This window comes from Flavihumibacter sp. UBA7668, from assembly GCF_002483205.1.
Lineage (GTDB): Bacteria > Bacteroidota > Bacteroidia > Chitinophagales > Chitinophagaceae > Flavihumibacter.
Genome location: NZ_DLHM01000007.1, coordinates 116,753 through 131,938 on the forward strand (window position 1 = coordinate 116,753; position 15,186 = coordinate 131,938).

General features: G+C 43.2%; 14 protein-coding genes and 1 riboswitch. Of the genes, 8 read left to right on the forward strand and 6 right to left on the reverse strand.

Features of this window, described 5'->3' with window-relative positions; genetic code table 11:
• The 4 genes from B2746_RS18270 (at position 1) to B2746_RS18285 (ending at position 6,277) form a co-directional block, all read left to right on the forward strand.
• The gene (locus B2746_RS18270) at positions 1-2,811 is read left to right on the forward strand and encodes a S8 family serine peptidase (protein ID WP_290797066.1); all 2,811 of its coding nucleotides are present in this window, start codon (positions 1-3) and stop codon (positions 2,809-2,811) included.
• 237 nt (positions 2,812-3,048) lie between these two features.
• Positions 3,049-4,170, forward strand: coding sequence for an AAA family ATPase (locus B2746_RS18275; RefSeq protein ID WP_290797069.1), 1,122 nt, complete (start codon positions 3,049-3,051; stop codon positions 4,168-4,170).
• 5 nt (positions 4,171-4,175) lie between these two features.
• Positions 4,176-5,378 carry an RtcB family protein gene (locus B2746_RS18280; RefSeq protein ID WP_290797071.1) on the forward strand — a complete coding sequence of 401 codons (1,203 nt, stop codon included), beginning with the start codon at positions 4,176-4,178 and terminating at the stop codon, positions 5,376-5,378.
• A gap of 2 nt (positions 5,379-5,380) precedes the next feature.
• Positions 5,381-6,277 carry an aldo/keto reductase gene (locus B2746_RS18285; protein ID WP_290797074.1) on the forward strand — a complete coding sequence of 299 codons (897 nt, stop codon included), beginning with the start codon at positions 5,381-5,383 and terminating at the stop codon, positions 6,275-6,277.
• Between the two features lie 10 nt (positions 6,278-6,287).
• Here the strand turns inward: B2746_RS18285 and B2746_RS18290 are convergent, their stop codons facing one another.
• Together B2746_RS18290 and B2746_RS18295 are read right to left on the reverse strand one after the other, a co-directional pair.
• Positions 6,288-6,674, reverse strand: coding sequence for an SRPBCC domain-containing protein (locus tag B2746_RS18290; protein WP_290797078.1), 387 nt, complete (start codon positions 6,672-6,674; stop codon positions 6,288-6,290).
• 26 nt (positions 6,675-6,700) lie between these two features.
• Positions 6,701-7,177 carry a hypothetical protein gene (locus tag B2746_RS18295; protein ID WP_290797081.1) on the reverse strand — a complete coding sequence of 159 codons (477 nt, stop codon included), beginning with the start codon at positions 7,175-7,177 and terminating at the stop codon, positions 6,701-6,703.
• Between the two features lie 65 nt (positions 7,178-7,242).
• Between B2746_RS18295 and B2746_RS18300 the strand changes: the two genes are divergently transcribed.
• The 3 genes from B2746_RS18300 to B2746_RS18310 all read left to right on the forward strand — a co-directional run bounded on the left by B2746_RS18300 (position 7,243) and on the right by B2746_RS18310 (position 9,504).
• Positions 7,243-8,565, forward strand: coding sequence for a DEAD/DEAH box helicase (locus B2746_RS18300; protein ID WP_290797085.1), 1,323 nt, complete (start codon positions 7,243-7,245; stop codon positions 8,563-8,565).
• Between the two features lie 283 nt (positions 8,566-8,848).
• A complete protein-coding gene (locus B2746_RS18305) occupies positions 8,849-9,040 on the forward strand; it encodes a hypothetical protein (RefSeq protein WP_290797088.1) in 192 nt (63 codons plus the stop codon).
• Between the two features lie 20 nt (positions 9,041-9,060).
• Entirely contained in the window at positions 9,061-9,504 is a 444-nt protein-coding gene (locus B2746_RS18310) for a hypothetical protein (protein ID WP_290797094.1), read from the forward strand.
• 34 nt (positions 9,505-9,538) lie between these two features.
• On the opposite strand, the gene B2746_RS18315 is transcribed toward B2746_RS18310, so the two are convergent.
• The 4 genes from B2746_RS18315 to B2746_RS18330 all read right to left on the reverse strand — a co-directional run bounded on the left by B2746_RS18315 (position 9,539) and on the right by B2746_RS18330 (position 13,645).
• Positions 9,539-9,667, reverse strand: a complete 129-nt coding sequence (locus B2746_RS18315; RefSeq protein ID WP_290797097.1) for a hypothetical protein — start codon at positions 9,665-9,667, stop codon at positions 9,539-9,541.
• A gap of 71 nt (positions 9,668-9,738) precedes the next feature.
• Positions 9,739-12,093, reverse strand: a complete 2,355-nt coding sequence (locus tag B2746_RS18320; RefSeq protein WP_290797100.1) for a ribonucleoside-diphosphate reductase subunit alpha — start codon at positions 12,091-12,093, stop codon at positions 9,739-9,741.
• A gap of 21 nt (positions 12,094-12,114) precedes the next feature.
• On the reverse strand, positions 12,115-13,080 hold the full coding sequence (locus tag B2746_RS18325) for a ribonucleoside-diphosphate reductase small subunit (RefSeq protein ID WP_290797105.1): 966 nt from the start codon (positions 13,078-13,080) through the stop codon (positions 12,115-12,117).
• Positions 13,081-13,201: 121 nt separating this feature from the next.
• Positions 13,202-13,339, reverse strand: a riboswitch (cobalamin riboswitch).
• Between the two features lie 78 nt (positions 13,340-13,417).
• Positions 13,418-13,645 carry a hypothetical protein gene (locus tag B2746_RS18330; RefSeq protein WP_290797108.1) on the reverse strand — a complete coding sequence of 76 codons (228 nt, stop codon included), beginning with the start codon at positions 13,643-13,645 and terminating at the stop codon, positions 13,418-13,420.
• A 250-nt stretch (positions 13,646-13,895) separates the two neighbouring features.
• Here B2746_RS18330 and B2746_RS18335 point away from each other — a divergent pair, with 250 nt between their 5' ends.
• On the forward strand, positions 13,896-15,185 hold the full coding sequence (locus B2746_RS18335; protein WP_290797111.1) for a DUF5690 family protein: 1,290 nt from the start codon (positions 13,896-13,898) through the stop codon (positions 15,183-15,185).
• Position 15,186: the final 1 nt, after the last annotated feature.

The following is a 15,186-nucleotide window of genomic DNA, read 5'->3' on the forward strand; positions in this document are numbered from 1 at the left end:
ATGAGAAAAAAATGCTGCTTTCTATTTACAGTTGGATTGAGCTGCGTCATGTCGGTTCAGGCACAAAAACAACCTGTCCGCTTACCCGAGCCGGAAACTTTTCTCCAAAAAGTTGGGGATTCCGACAGTACTACCAGGCACTTTTTTTTACTGGAAGCTGATCAGGTGCCATTGGAACTAAACGTCCATCGAAAAATATCTCCAGGCCAGTACATCGTTTCTTATCGGGAAAATCACAACCCTGGTAATTTTCTGCAGTTGAAATTACGACCTGCCAATACCTTGTGGAAATTATCGCCAGATTTATTGGTACGCTATAAAAGCTCCACGCCATCCTCCGCAGAAATGAACCTGATCATTCAAAGTTTTGGAAACAGCACACTCAGTGCATTGGAGAATAAAGGCCAAATCCGAATCCTCGCACAGCACTTAAACAGCAACACGTATCTTATAACTGCGCCAACATCACTGCTATCCATATTAATGGAAGATACTTCCATCCATTATATCGGAAATAAAACTCGGCCTGAAGTTGAACGTGAATTAACCGGCTTTGATCTAAGTGCCAATAAAGTGAACGCCGCCCATTCCTGGTTCCCTCAACTAAAAGGAACAGATCTGGTGATCTCTATAAAAGAAAACAAACCCGATACTGCTGATATTGATTTTGCAGGACGATACCTTAGCTCCTCCAACGCCTCCCCACTGATAGAAACACATGCAACCAATATGGCTACCATTGCAGCCGGTGCAGGAAACACCTTCTTTACTGGTACCGGTGTGGCAAGAGGGGCTGGCATCCGTTCATCCAATTTTGCCAGCTTATTGCCGGATGAAAACCAATTGCTTAAAGACCAGGGGGTCAGTGTCCAAAATCATTCCTATGGTGTTGGAATTGAAAATTATTATGGTGCAGATGCTGCAGCTTACGATCAGCAAATGAATGAAGACACAAGCTTATTACATGTTTTCTCAGCTGGTAACAGAGGCCCCGAAACAAGTAACACCGGTCCCTATGCCGGTATAACGGGATGGGCTAACCTGACTGGTAGTTTCAAAATGAGTAAAAACAGTCTGGTTGCAGGAGCAATGGACTCCACCGGAAATATAGTATCGATAAGCTCAAGAGGGCCTGCACATGATGGACGCATCAAACCCGAATTAATCGCTTATGGTGAAGATGGCACATCAGGTGCCGCTGCCCTGGTATCCGGATCAGCAATCCTGCTTCAGGAACTTTACCGGAAACAAACCGGCAACCCTGCTCCTTCTTCCCTATTAAGAGCAGTTCTTTGCAATAGTGCAGATGAAACCGGATTAAAGGGCCCTGATTTTGAATCGGGATTTGGTGTATTGAATCTGCCCAAATCGATTGAAACAATTCAACAAAATAAGTTTGAAATTGGACGTATCAACTCTAATGCAAGGATTCAATTTCCATTGGTTGTAAAAGAAAACATGCATCAACTTAAAATCACCCTTGCGTGGAATGATCCGGCTGCATTAAGCAATAGTTTTCCCACATTGCAAAACGATTTGGATTTGAACATCCTGGATCCACTTGGGAACCGGATTTTACCCTGGGTCTTAAACCACCAACCCGATGCGCTTTCTACTGAATCAACTGCAATACGAGGAAAAGACAGTCTAAATAATATTGAACAGATTACATTGGATAATCCGATAGCAGGCAATTATACAATTGAAATAAATGCCGGACAATTAACAGCAGGCACACAAAATTTTTCGATTGCAATTCAGCAGGACACAATAGATGCCTTCCGATTTACTTATCCCCTTAAAAATGATGTATTAAAGCCCGCCTCCGCCAATCTCATCCGATGGGAATCAACTGATACAACAACCGGCAGCCTGTATTATCGTATACCCGGAAAGGAATGGGAATTAATTGAGTCCGACATTGATTTAAGGATCCCCTATTTCCGTTGGTTAGTGCCACCCTCGTTACCTCAATTGCAATTCCGTATGCAAAGAAACAAGAGCGAAGAAATTTCCGATACAATCGCCGCATCAATTGAAACCAGACTCTTTACAGGATTCAATTGTCCCGACTCCTTTCTTCTTTATTGGAATCCGGTACCCTCCGCCAATTCCTATCAGGTATATCGATTAGGCTCCTCCTATCTCGAGCCTTTTATCAATACGGCTGACACTGCTTTAATCCAGTCAAAAAAAGACAATCCATTTACACATTTTACGGTGGCGCCTGTTTTTGAATCGAATCTGGAAGGCAGAAAAGCATATGCCTTTGCCTACAAGAATCAATTGATTGATTGTTATATTCAGAATTTTCTCGCTGATGCAGCAGGACCGGAATTAGCCAAATTACAAGTAGAATTAGGCAGTACCTACCAGGTAGCTTCCCTTCGTTTTGAACGACAGCTGAATAACGGTGTAATAGTATTGGAAAATATAACAGCAATCAATAGTCGTACATACGAATTGACAACACCCGCATCCGATGGATTAAATCTCTACCGTGCAGTTATCCAACTTCGAAACGGACAGGAATATACAACCCGATGGGAAGCTGTATACCAGTTTACCAATAATAGCTACTTTTTATTCCCTTCTCCTGTACGACAAGGTATGCCTTTGACACTCCTGTCAAAAGATCCGGATGAAACGATTTTACTGATTTCAGATATGGCTGGCCGAACTTTAATAAAAACAATTGTAAACGAAACCGTTCAAGCTATTCCAACCAGTCAATTATCCACCGGTATCTATATCTATTCCATTTATCAGAATAAGCAGCGGGTAAAAACAGGACGTATCATAATTCAATAAAAATTATTCTCAACTATTTTGAAATACAAAAAATTATCACATCTTTGCATTCTCAATTTTAAAAAACAACAAAATGCCCCGCTTTAACAAACATAGTAATCAACCTGCTGGAAGCCTTACTGGCTGTGTATTTCAGCGCGGGGTATTGTTTGTTCAGAATAGTTAACAAGAACATTTAACATACATTAACCCCGCTTATCCAGGCGGGGTTTTTTATTTCCCAACAATCAATTTTTTATGAACACGTATATGCTTTCTGCCATCAGGCAGCTACAGGAATTCTTATATAATCTACTGAACAATCCCGAAAAAATAACAGGGTCCGATTTGTTCTATGGCAACTATGCAGATGTAAAAGAACTCTACGTAAAAAAATTCAGGCGGTTGCCTTCCGTGAAATTTATCAATCATATTGATCCGGAAAAAGCCTATGAATTCTTTCAAAATAAGAATGCCGGAAAAATACGCCGCACGTATCGACGAGCGTATTATAACTGGCAGGAAAACAAACAGGAATTCAGTATTTCAATTATTGAGTTATCCGGACAATTCCTTATTGAATTGGGGAAGGAGTATGCCGAATTTCTTTTCCATCAACGGGATACTGAAAGAGCCGATCAACTGGTGGAGGCACTGCTTGCATTCCGAACAGAAAAAGAAGAAGGCGAGCATCAGATCAACATCATTAACCAGACAACCCAGGGACTGGAGTTAAAAGAACTGACCATCAAGCCAAGTGAACTGGATGTTGAGCGATATTACAATGATGATTTCATGGAAGTGGATGCATTGATTCGGGAGCGTCTTAAAAAAGAACAGGACAAGGGCATCGTATTATTGCATGGCTTACCGGGAACGGGCAAAACAACCTATCTGCGGTACCTGATTGGACAGGTAAAAAAGAAAGTCTTGTTTTTATCCCCTTCTGTTGCAGGCAATCTGATGAATCCGGATTTTATAGATCTGCTAATCGAAAATCCCAATTCCATCCTGGTGATTGAGGATGCAGAGAATATAATTCTGGACCGAACCTATCGATCGAATCATTCAGTCAGCAATCTGCTGAACATAAGTGATGGTTTACTCAGCGACTGCCTCAATGTACAAATCATCTGCACTTTCAATAGTGCATTGAACCTGGTGGACAAAGCCTTACTCAGAAAAGGCAGACTGATAGCCCAGTATGAATTTGGAAAATTGTCTGTAGAAAAGGCAAAACAACTGGCCATTGATCTTAACCTGGATGTTTCTGTTGAAGCACCCATGACACTGGCCGAATTAACGAACCCTGCCACTACAAATTACGAGACCCCTAAAACAGAAATTATCGGGTTCCGAAGAGTAGTAGCAAACAATTAAAAGCAATGGAAAATAATTCACCATTTGAACGATCTCAAAATACACAGGGAATTCCGTTCAATATTTATGGCCGAAAACATATTGAAGAATCGGCCCTTCACCAAATGTACCAGGCTGCGCGTCTTCCGGTTAGTGTGGCAGGCGCTTTAATGCCCGATGCGCACAGCGGGTATGGATTACCGATAGGTGGTGTGCTAGCTACCAGAAATGCAGTGATTCCATATGGCGTAGGCGTGGATATCGGTTGCCGCATGGCGCTTAGTATTTTCGATATCAACGCGAAAGAACTCAATCAGAAAATAGGTTTTTTTGAACGCATACTGGAAGAGCAAACTCTGTTTGGCAGCAGTAAACAATTTGATCGCTCTCCAGATCATGAAGTGATGGATAACCGGCTGTTTTTTGAGCTGCCGCTGCTGAAGCACCTGCATACCCGTGCCTGGAAACAGCTGGGCTCTTCCGGAAGTGGCAATCACTTTGTTGAATTCGGCATTGTTCAGATCAATGAAACCGATCCCGTACTGGGAATGCCACCCGGAGAATGGCTGGGTGTTTTATCCCACTCAGGTTCCAGGGCATTAGGGGCCAATATCGCGCAGCATTTTACCAAAATTGCGATATCGACCCGCCGGATCAATGATAACACCAAACACCTGTCCTGGCTTTATCTCGAAGAGGAAGCCGGTGCCGCTTATTGGGCAGCTATGAACCTGGCGGGCGATTATTCCGCTGCCTGTCATGAAGTAATCCATAAAAAAATTGCCAAACAGTTGGGCAGAAAACCGGTGGTCTCGGTCCAAAACCACCACAATTTTGCCTGGAAAGAGCAATTGAATGGAGAGGAGCTGATTGTTCATCGGAAAGGAGCCACTCCTGCTGGCAAGGGAGTTCTCGGTATTATTCCGGGTTCCATGACAGCGAAAGGCTATATTATAAAGGGACAGGGTGTAGCAACTGCCATCCATTCAGCGTCGCATGGTGCTGGCAGGGCCATGAGCAGATCGGTTGCCAACCAGTCGATCACCCGGTCTTCCATGAAGCTCCTGCTGAAACAAGCCAAAGTAACTTTGATTGGCGGCGGCATTGACGAGGCACCGCAGGCATACAAAGACCTGGAAGAAGTAATGGCCTGTCAGACGGATCTTGTTTCAATTTTAGGTAGTTTTCAACCCAGAATTGTGCGCATGGACGGACATAAAATTGTATAATCATGGAATATCAATTTTTTGGAAAGACAACGGATAAAATCAGCCGGATTGGATTTGGGTGTATGTCGCTCAAAGCCGGACAGTCAACCGCCGCTTCAATAATTGATGCCGCCCTGGATGGTGGCATCAATTATTTTGATACAGCAGACCTTTATGAACAGGGTGCTAATGAAGAAATGATCGGAACCCTGCTGGCACCGCATCGAAACAGGGTGTTCATTGCTACCAAGGTCGGCAACCAATGGCGAAAGGATGGAAGCGGTTGGGATTGGAACCCCCGTAAGGATTATATTCTCCAGGCAGTAGACGCATCACTAAAGCGATTAAAAACGGATACTATAGACCTCTACCAGTTACATGGTGGAACAATAGCAGACCCAATTGATGAAACTATTGAAGCCTTTGAAACATTGAAAGCTGCTGGCAAAATCAGGTACTACGGAATTTCGTCCATTCGTCCGAATGTGATTCGGGAATATGTTTCAAAAAGCAACATTTCCAGTGTAATGATGCAATACAGTTTGCTGGACCGCCGCCCAGAGGAAGAGTGCCTTCCCTTATTGGAAAACCATTCCATCACTGTATTGGCAAGAGGTACACTGGCCAGTGGATTACTACTTGATAAAACTCCAAAAGACTACCTGGGACATTCCATTGCAGATATCCGCGAGATCCGCACGAAATTGGGTGAAATTGCTAAGCAATATCAGGTACACCCCGCTACGGTTGCCATTCGTTTTGCTTTGCATAATGCTGCAGTTGGAGCTGCGGTTGTTGGCATCCGTACTATGGAACAATTAGCCGAAGCAATTCAGGCCATTCAGGAGCAGGTTCCGGAAGAAACATTGATTCAATTGTCCAAATACACAAACGCAGGGTTTTATTCAGATCACCGGTAATTAAAGCTGCTTACTCTCCTGAATAAAACTCCAGCAATGAACCGACATATACATCATCCCATCCCTCTGCAATTTCTTCAAAAGCTTCATCGGGAATATTGCTTTGGCGCACTTCCAGTGATGTACCCTGTTTATGTTCATGGAATTTAATGGTTACAATGGAAGCTGCTTCCTGCTCATCGCCAAAATACCATTCCTGCACAATCTTTTTACCTTTCTCAAATTCAAGGTTTTTGCCTACAATACTATCATCCCATAAAGAGAATTCAGAACCCGGCTCTTCCGACATAATTGCTTTTTCGCCTGTCCATAATTCAATAGTAGCCGGATTGATTAGTGCATTGTATAGTTGTTCAGGTTCAACCGGAATAGTGTAGTATTTTTTAAAGTCCTTCATGCAGTAAAAATAAAGAACCTGCCGCATCAGGCCGCCAGTTTATTCCAAAGGCGCTGGTATTCATATTGAAGATCTTCGTGCAGGGATTCAATCAGTTTTTTGGCTTTTTTCAACTGGCCAAGGTATAGATTCATCAAAACCGGAGTTTTGGAAACTGGCAGGCCGGAATCCTTTAAAAGGCGCAGGTAATGCAATAAGAGTTCCACTTCAGCCGCCTTATCCGTCATGTACCTTGCCTGTTTATTAATGTTCCGAAGAATTTTACGCAGGGTCTTTTTCGCAAAATAGACATGCGATACATTCATGCCGGCAAATTCGGTATCCATCTCATTTTTTAACTCTCCTACATACCGGCTGGTATCATCCGATTCAAATAACAGATAACTAAGCAGTTCCTTGTTTTCCTTCTTGAATTTAGCCAGCCGGAGGGTTGTTTCCAGGAGTTTACCCGGGGGAAGGTTTTGCAAAGCCTCTTTGATTTCGTGTACTGTCGCCGCTTTCATCCTGATTTTACTGCTTAGTTTGGGGCAATTTACCCCCTTCCAACAAACTAAAGTAGCTTTGCGACATGTCTACACCTTTTTATTCGCTTGAAAATATTCTTGCTGCCCTTAAGATCAAATCGCTCAATGCTATGCAGGAAGCCTCCATAGCAGCCAATCAGGAGCATGAAAATATTATCCTCTTGTCCGCTACGGGTTCCGGTAAAACCCTTGCCTTCCTGCTGCCCATCCTGAACCAGATCGATCCGCAGGCCAAAGGAACCCAGGTGCTGATTATTGCCCCTTCCCGGGAGCTGGCCCTTCAGATAGAGGATGTGACCAAAAAAATGGGAACCGGACTGAAAATAACAGCCTGTTATGGCGGACATAAGCGCGAAATCGAAGAGAATAACCTGCTGGAAGCACCCACCATCATTGTTGGCACCCCGGGTCGTTTGGGTGATCATATAAGAAGAGAAAATATCAATACGGCCACCATTCATACCCTCGTGCTGGATGAATTTGATAAATCGGTGGAGTTTGGTTTTGAGGAAGAAATGTCTTTTGTGGTAGGCAGCATTCCGGCATTAAAAAAACGCATCCTGGTTTCTGCAACAGAAGCCATGGAATTGCCCCGTTTTTTAAAGATGGCCAAACCGCATACCCTCAACTTTCTGACGGGGGAGCCTTCTGAAGCGCTTGCGTTGAAACTGGTCAAAGCGCAGGAGGCAGATAAACTGGAATCGCTGTTCCGCCTGATTTGCGCTTTGGGTAATCGATCTACGATTGTTTTTCTTAATCACCGCGATGCCGTGCAACGTACCAGTGAATACCTGAAAGACAAGGGGCTGATGAACGTATTTTACCATGGTGCCCTGGAACAGCCTGAACGGGATGCCGCTTTATGCAAATTCAGAAACGGTACTTCCAATATATTGGTAACAACAGATCTGGCTTCACGCGGATTGGATATACCCAATATTCGCTACATCATCCACTACCATTTACCCTTAAGTGAAGAATCCTTTATTCACCGGAATGGTCGTACCGCACGGATGGAAGCCAGCGGAACTGCTATTTTACTGATGGGTCCGGGTGAATCCATCCCCGACTATATTGACCCTGCTACCGAATGGATGGAGCTGCCAACTACTGTGGAAGTTCCGGAAAAACCACAATGGGTGACCCTTCATATTGCCGGCGGCAAAAAGAATAAAATCAATAAAATTGATATTGTTGGATTCCTTGCCCAGCAGGGCGAACTAAAAAAAGAAGATATCGGCCTGATTGAAGTGAAAGATTATTTTTCATTTGTAGCAATCAGAAAATCCAAAATGAGCCGCACCCTGCCCCTGATTGAAAAACAAAAAATTAAAGGACAGCGGGTTAAGATTGAAATTGCGAAATAGGGGTACTCATTCCGTAAAATCCTTCTTATTGCATTTAACAGTTTTAATATACGAATAACTTCTTTCTGCATTTGTCCAGAAGTCCATTTGTCGCCTACAGCTTCAGTGCAATAAATGCACCTTTTCGTCCTCGTTATCAATCAATAATAACTATTTATAACAGGTCCAGCTGAATTGCGTTCGCAGACCAAGCATCAGTTTATTTAAGAAATCTGATAAATAGAATTAAGGCTAAAATTAATCAAGAAAAAACTACCCATATTAACGAACTCATTTTCTAACTATGAACTATTTTAAACTTGGCTACTCCATTCAGAAAAAAGAGATTGGCACATTTCCACAAGTAAGCGAAGGTGAACTCTCCGTGGATACGGAAGATCCCATGTTCATTGACAGATTTATTCACAAAAAAGCACCAACTGATGTGGTAGTTCCAACACTTAAATTAAATGCTCGTGCAAAAAAAAAGATTTGATATCTGCAAGTTTCCACGGTATGGCATTAAATCAATTAGTTAGTGCTCAAACATCTGATATTTTATTTTCCGGAAATACAGTTGGAATACAAAGCTTTGCAACCAGGCTGATTACAAAGAGTGACGAATATGTTTATCATATTATCCACCCCTATGAACCCGCATGGGATATAGTAGACGTTAATAAATCTGAGTTAATCCTTCAGGATATCCCTTTCGGAACAACCGATGAACGAGTGTACCTCCCTACAATAGAAGCATTGATTGACGAGAGTGAAAAACTGAAGTATTTGCCCGAACCCAAAAAGATAGTTTTTAGAAAAATCGAATTAAAACCATCTGTGCTTGATTTTTTTTATCTGCGATTTATCGAAAACAGAGGGCTAACTTTTTTTGTTTCTGAACAAATAAGGGATAAAATGGTTGCAGCCGGGCTAACCGGATTTTCGATTACAGATGTCTGAGGTTTTCGGTATCATAGTAGTACTAATCTCCAATTTACCATTCATTCTCCATTGATCCTCCATTGATCTTCCATTCACGGATCGTTCTAAAACGGTAGATGAATGGTATATGAATGGTAAATAAACGATAAGTAAGACCAGGAAACCACAGGGATGGAGCCATAAAAAACGGCCCGAACTAGTCGGGCCGTTGCTTTGTTGGGTTGGTTTTTCGAGTGTCCGGTACTAATCAACTTATGAGCCGCAACTGATGCAGCCATCCTGCATCGTGCACACCGCACCCTCCTCAATAACTGTCTGTTCTACCACCGGTGTCATATTTTCGCCACCCTGCTTCTCTACAGTAAACTGAACCGCCTGTGCGGCAGCCTGCGTACGCAGGTAATACATACCGGTTTTTAAGCCTTTTTTCCAGCCATAAAAATGCATGGAAGTCAGTTTGGACGCAGTTGGATTGCTTACAAATAAATTCAGGCTCTGACTCTGGCAGATATAAGCCCCGCGATCTGCCGCCATATCAATCAGGGTTCGTTGTTTGATTTCCCAAACCGTTTTATACAGCTCGCGGATCTCTTCCGGAATGCTGGTAATCTGCTGAATGGATCCATTAGCTGCAATGATCCGGTTCTTCATCTCATTATCCCACAAACCAAGTGCTACCAGATCCTTTAACAGGTGTTTATTTACAATTACAAACTCACCACTCAATACCCGGCGACTGTAAATATTAGAGGTATAGGGCTCAAAACACTCATTGTTTCCGAGGATTTGAGACGTGGAAGCGGTTGGCATGGGAGCAACCAGCAAAGAATTGCGCACACCAAATTCCATTACTTCATTTCTCAGTGTCTCCCAGTCGTGTCTGCCAGACGGTTCTACCTTCCATAAGTCGAACTGGAATTTACCTTTCGATAAGGGCGATCCTGCAAAGGTTTCATAGGCACCCTGGGATTTTGCCAGGTCCTTACTTGCCGTCATGGCAGCGAAATAAATGGTCTCGAAAATATTCCGGTTAAGGATGCCTGCCAGCTCAGATTCAAAGGGTAAACGCAGGAGGATGAATACATCCGCCAAACCCTGTACACCCAATCCAATGGGACGATGACGAAGGTTGGAACGCTCCGCTTCTTCAACCGGATAATAGTTAACATCGATTACCTTATTCAGGTTGAGGGTCACCTGATAGGTAACTTCATATAATTTCTCGAAATCAAATTTGCCTTCGTTTACAAATCTTGGTAATGCAAGGGAAGCCAGGTTACATACCGCTACCTCATTGGCATCGGTATATTCCATGATCTCCGTACACAGGTTGGAACTCTTAATGGTACCCAGGTTTTGCTGATTGGATTTGCCATTCGCTGCATCCTTATACAACAGATAAGGGGTTCCAGTTTCAATTTGTGCATCCAATACCGCAAACCAAAGCTCCTGCGCCTTGATTGTTTTACGACCCCGGCCCTCTTTCTCATAGCGTTCATACAGAGCCACAAATTCATCTCCAAAACAATCCTGCAAACCAGGAGCTTCATTTGGACAGAACAGGGTCCAGTCGCCGTTGTCTTCCACTCTTTTCATGAAAAGATCCGGAATCCATAAGGCATAAAACAAATCGCGGGCTCTTAGTTCTTCCTTACCATGGTTTTTCCGAAGATCCAGAAAACCGAATACATCTGCATGCCAGGGTTCCAGATAGATAGCGAATGCTCCTTTTCTTTTTCCTCCACCCTGATCTACATAACGGGCAGTATCGTTGAAGACCCGTAACATGGGAATAATTCCATTGCTGGTTCCGTTGGTACCGCCAATATAACTACCGGTAGCACGAATATTATGAATAGCCAGGCCAATTCCACCGGCACTCTGTGAAATTTTAGCTGTTTGTTTTAAGGTATCATAGATGCCGTCGATACTGTCATCTTTCATGGTCAGTAGGAAGCAGCTTGATAATTGTGGCTTTGGTGTACCGGCATTAAACAAGGTAGGCGTTGCATGTGTAAACCAGCGCTCGCTCATCAGGTGATAGGTTTTAATCACCTGCTCCATATCGCCCTTATGAATCCCGATTGCCACCCGCATATATAAATGCTGCGGACGCTCGGCAATCTTACCATTGATGCGCAACAGATAGGATTTCTCCAGGGTTTTGAATCCGAAATAATCGAATCCGAAATCGCGATCATAAATTATGGTACTATCCAGCAACTCAGCATTTTCGTCAATTACAGCCATTACATCATCAGCAATCAATGGCAGAATTTTTCCGGTTGCTGCATCTTTATAGTTATACAGTGCACGCATGGTGTCACTGAAGGATTTCTTCGTGTTTTTGTGAAGGTTACTCACCGCAATCCGGGAAGCAAGCAGGGCGTAATCCGGGTGGCGGGTGGTAAGCGAAGCAGCCGTTTCAGCAGCCAGACTATCCAGCTCGGTGGTACTAACACCATCATAAATTCCTTCAATCGTTTTTTTCGCGATATCGTGCACATCCACCAGCGAACTCAGTCCATAGGAGAGTTTTTGAATTCTGGCAGTGATTTTATCAAACTTTACCGATTCTTTCCGGCCATTTCTTTTTATAACAAACATGGTTAAACGCTTTAATCAATTTTAAAAATCTTCATCCAGGGAGAAGGTTTGTCCGGCTGATCCGCCCATTACACCCGATTTCTGGTAATCGCCCACTCTTTTTTCAAAGAAATTGGTTTTACCCTGCAGGGAAATCATCTCCATAAAATCAAAGGGATTGGCCGTATTGAACATTTTAGGATAGCCCAGTTCTGCCAGCCAGCGGTCTGCAACAAATTCAATGTACTGCTGCATCAGGCGCGAATTCATCCCAATAAGGTCAACCGGCAGGGCATCGGTAATAAATTCCTTCTCAATTTTAACCGCATCTCCGATAATGGCATAGACTTCTTCCTGGCTTAGTTTCTCAGAAAGCATGCTGTACAAAAGACAGGCAAATTCGCAGTGCAGGCCTTCATCGCGACTGATCAGTTCATTGCTGAAGGTGAGTCCGGGCATAAGTCCGCGTTTTTTCAACCAGAATATGGAGCAGAAACTACCACTGAAGAAAATACCTTCCACTGCAGCGAAAGCTACCAGGCGCTCGGCAAAGTTTCCGCTTTCAATCCAGCGAAGGGCCCATTCAGCTTTCTTGGTAACTGCAGGAACCGTATCGATGGCATGAAAGAGGCGGTCTTTTTCAGCCGGATCTTTCACATAGGTATCAATCAGCAGGGCATAGGTTTCGGAATGGATATTTTCCATCATTATCTGGAACCCATAAAAGCAACGGGCTTCCGGCAATTGCACTTCACTCATGAAGTTGACTGCCAGGTTTTCATTTACGATACCATCACTGGCGGCGAAAAAAGCCAGTACATGAGAAATAAAGTGACGCTCTCCGTCGTTTAAGTTAGACCAGTCGGCCAGGTCAGCACTCAGATCAATCTCCTCTGCTGTCCAAAAGCTGGCTTCGTGCTTTTTATACATTTCCCAGATCTGGGGGTATTTTATCGGCAGGATCACAAACCGATCCTTGTTTTCCTTCAGCAACACTTCGTTTTGCATGGTAGTATATTTAGATAGACGTATCAGTTTTCCGCGGTGCAAGGGCTGATACATCCAGGGCCTGCTTTAAAAAGCATTCCCGATGCGTGTTGCCAATGCTGGTACCTTACGCGGGAAGGTCCAAACAATACAGTTTACGGCAGGTATCTGGCTTTTCGCCCGAGGCGAATTACAGTTGCCCGTCAGCCCGCGATTTACACGCGGTTCCCTATTAAGCAGCAAAAGCTGGCTTTTACTGCACCGAAAATGTACTGGAAAGAACTGGACACGAAAGTAGGCCCTGTGTACTAAGATGGGACTGAATGTTTTTCACAGGGTGTGGAAACTATGCTGAAACTCAGATGGAATGCAGGGTTAGCCAACTAATAACCCATCGGTACAACAAAGTGGAGATGATAAAGCCCAGCACTACGGTTAATGAACCCATCCAGTCCAGAATTTTTGCATATACAACCATTGCCAGCATCAGGAAGGAGAGGAAATAAAGTGCAGAAATTACATGTTTACCGTATTCTATATGCTGCGGGCCACCAAATGGCCAGCTAAAGAGCGCTAAAATGGGCACCAGATGAATTATGAATATTTTTTATATGGAAACAACTTTAGAATCATACAATTGACCCAGGGTAGCGAGATCGATGCTTTTACTCTTAGCAATGGCCGCCGACTGCTCCTTTATGTCTATCCCAAAATTGGGTCCTGTGAAAAGCCCGCCGGCAGGAATCTGAAAGATATCATAGGATGGTAGCTTAACAATAAAGTAATGCCGTTCACTTACCCTTGCTTCCAGCTGCTTTGTGTAAATTGATGGCAGTATGACAAATCGGCTTTTTCCGAAACAGGCAGGAAACCAGGGACAGCTGGCTGGTATCGTATTGGCTTCATTCGCCGCCTTTACCACTTATTTCTGCATGTATGGCTTTCGGAAATCGATCAGTGCCGGCACATTTGAAGGACTGACGGCTTTCGGGATCAGCTTTAAATCAGCCATCGTAATTGCTCAGGTGCTGGGCTATATGACTTCTAAATTTATCGGCATTCGATTTATTTCAGAAATCAATCCGGCCAAACGGGGATTTTATATATTGAGCCTGATAGGCGGAGCGCATTTTTGTTTGTTATTGATGGGATTGATTCCACTGCCTTATAATGTTTTCTTTTTATTTCTGAATGGCATGTGTTTGGGTTTAATATGGGGATTGGTTTTCAGTTTTATTGAAGGCAGAAAATACACGGATTTAATCGCCCTTATATTAAGCATCAATTTTATTTTCAGTTCAGGCGTTGTGAAAACAGTTGGTCGAATCAGTATAGAATCCTGGAAGGTAGATGAATTGTATATGCCTTTTGTTACGGGATGCCTGTTTTTACCCTTATTATTTCTGGCCGTTTACCTGTTGAAAAAAATACCCGCACCCGGGGTGGAAGAAAAATTGGAACGGGGAGAGCGGACCCAACTAAACAAAGAGCAGCGACGTGAATTATTCAATTTGTTCCGACCGGGACTGATAGCCGTAATACTGATCAATTTGTTGCTAACTATATTACGAGATATCAAAGATAATTATGCAGTTGAAATGTTGCAGGTACTGGATCCAGGTGCGCCCCCCGGCATTTTTGCGCAAATGGAAACCATTGCCTCCATTGCCGTGTTTTTTTTATTACTGACCCTAACCGGTATCCATAACCATTTTAAAAGTTTATATCGCCAGCATCTGGTAATTGGCCTGGGTTTTATAACTATTTTGCTTTGTGCTTTTGGCATAATGTATCAACTGGGTTCTCCCATTTTCTGGCTGGTTAGTTTTACGATCGGATTGTATTTAAGTTACAATGCACTCCAATGTCTTTTTCTGGAACGCTTTATTGCAGCATTTAAAATCAGAGGCAATATTGGTTTCTTTTTTTACCTGATGGATTCAGTGGGATACCTGGGTAGTTGTTTCCTCATTTTACACAAAGAATTATTTAGTGCAGACACCAACTGGCTGCCCTATTTTATCCGGATTAGTTGGTTTTTTGGAATCAGTGGAGCAATACTGGTAGCTTATAGCTGGTATTATTTTGGCAAAAAATACAAATCACAACCTGTACTTACACTATAAT

Coding starts and splice junctions, on each gene's coding strand:
- B2746_RS18300 (WP_290797085.1), top strand. CDS start 7,243: ATGTCTACACCTTTTTATTCGCTTGAAAATATTCTTGCTGCCCTTAAG.
- B2746_RS18305 (WP_290797088.1), top strand. CDS start 8,849: ATGAACTATTTTAAACTTGGCTACTCCATTCAGAAAAAAGAGATTGGC.
- B2746_RS18270 (WP_290797066.1), top strand. CDS start 1: ATGAGAAAAAAATGCTGCTTTCTATTTACAGTTGGATTGAGCTGCGTC.
- B2746_RS18290 (WP_290797078.1), bottom strand. CDS start 6,674: ATGAAGGACTTTAAAAAATACTACACTATTCCGGTTGAACCTGAACAA.
- B2746_RS18335 (WP_290797111.1), top strand. CDS start 13,896: ATGACAAATCGGCTTTTTCCGAAACAGGCAGGAAACCAGGGACAGCTG.
- B2746_RS18280 (WP_290797071.1), top strand. CDS start 4,176: ATGGAAAATAATTCACCATTTGAACGATCTCAAAATACACAGGGAATT.
- B2746_RS18285 (WP_290797074.1), top strand. CDS start 5,381: ATGGAATATCAATTTTTTGGAAAGACAACGGATAAAATCAGCCGGATT.
- B2746_RS18315 (WP_290797097.1), bottom strand. CDS start 9,667: ATGGCTCCATCCCTGTGGTTTCCTGGTCTTACTTATCGTTTATTTACC.
- B2746_RS18310 (WP_290797094.1), top strand. CDS start 9,061: ATGGCATTAAATCAATTAGTTAGTGCTCAAACATCTGATATTTTATTT.
- B2746_RS18325 (WP_290797105.1), bottom strand. CDS start 13,080: ATGCAAAACGAAGTGTTGCTGAAGGAAAACAAGGATCGGTTTGTGATC.
- B2746_RS18295 (WP_290797081.1), bottom strand. CDS start 7,177: ATGAAAGCGGCGACAGTACACGAAATCAAAGAGGCTTTGCAAAACCTT.
- B2746_RS18275 (WP_290797069.1), top strand. CDS start 3,049: ATGAACACGTATATGCTTTCTGCCATCAGGCAGCTACAGGAATTCTTA.
- B2746_RS18320 (WP_290797100.1), bottom strand. CDS start 12,093: ATGTTTGTTATAAAAAGAAATGGCCGGAAAGAATCGGTAAAGTTTGAT.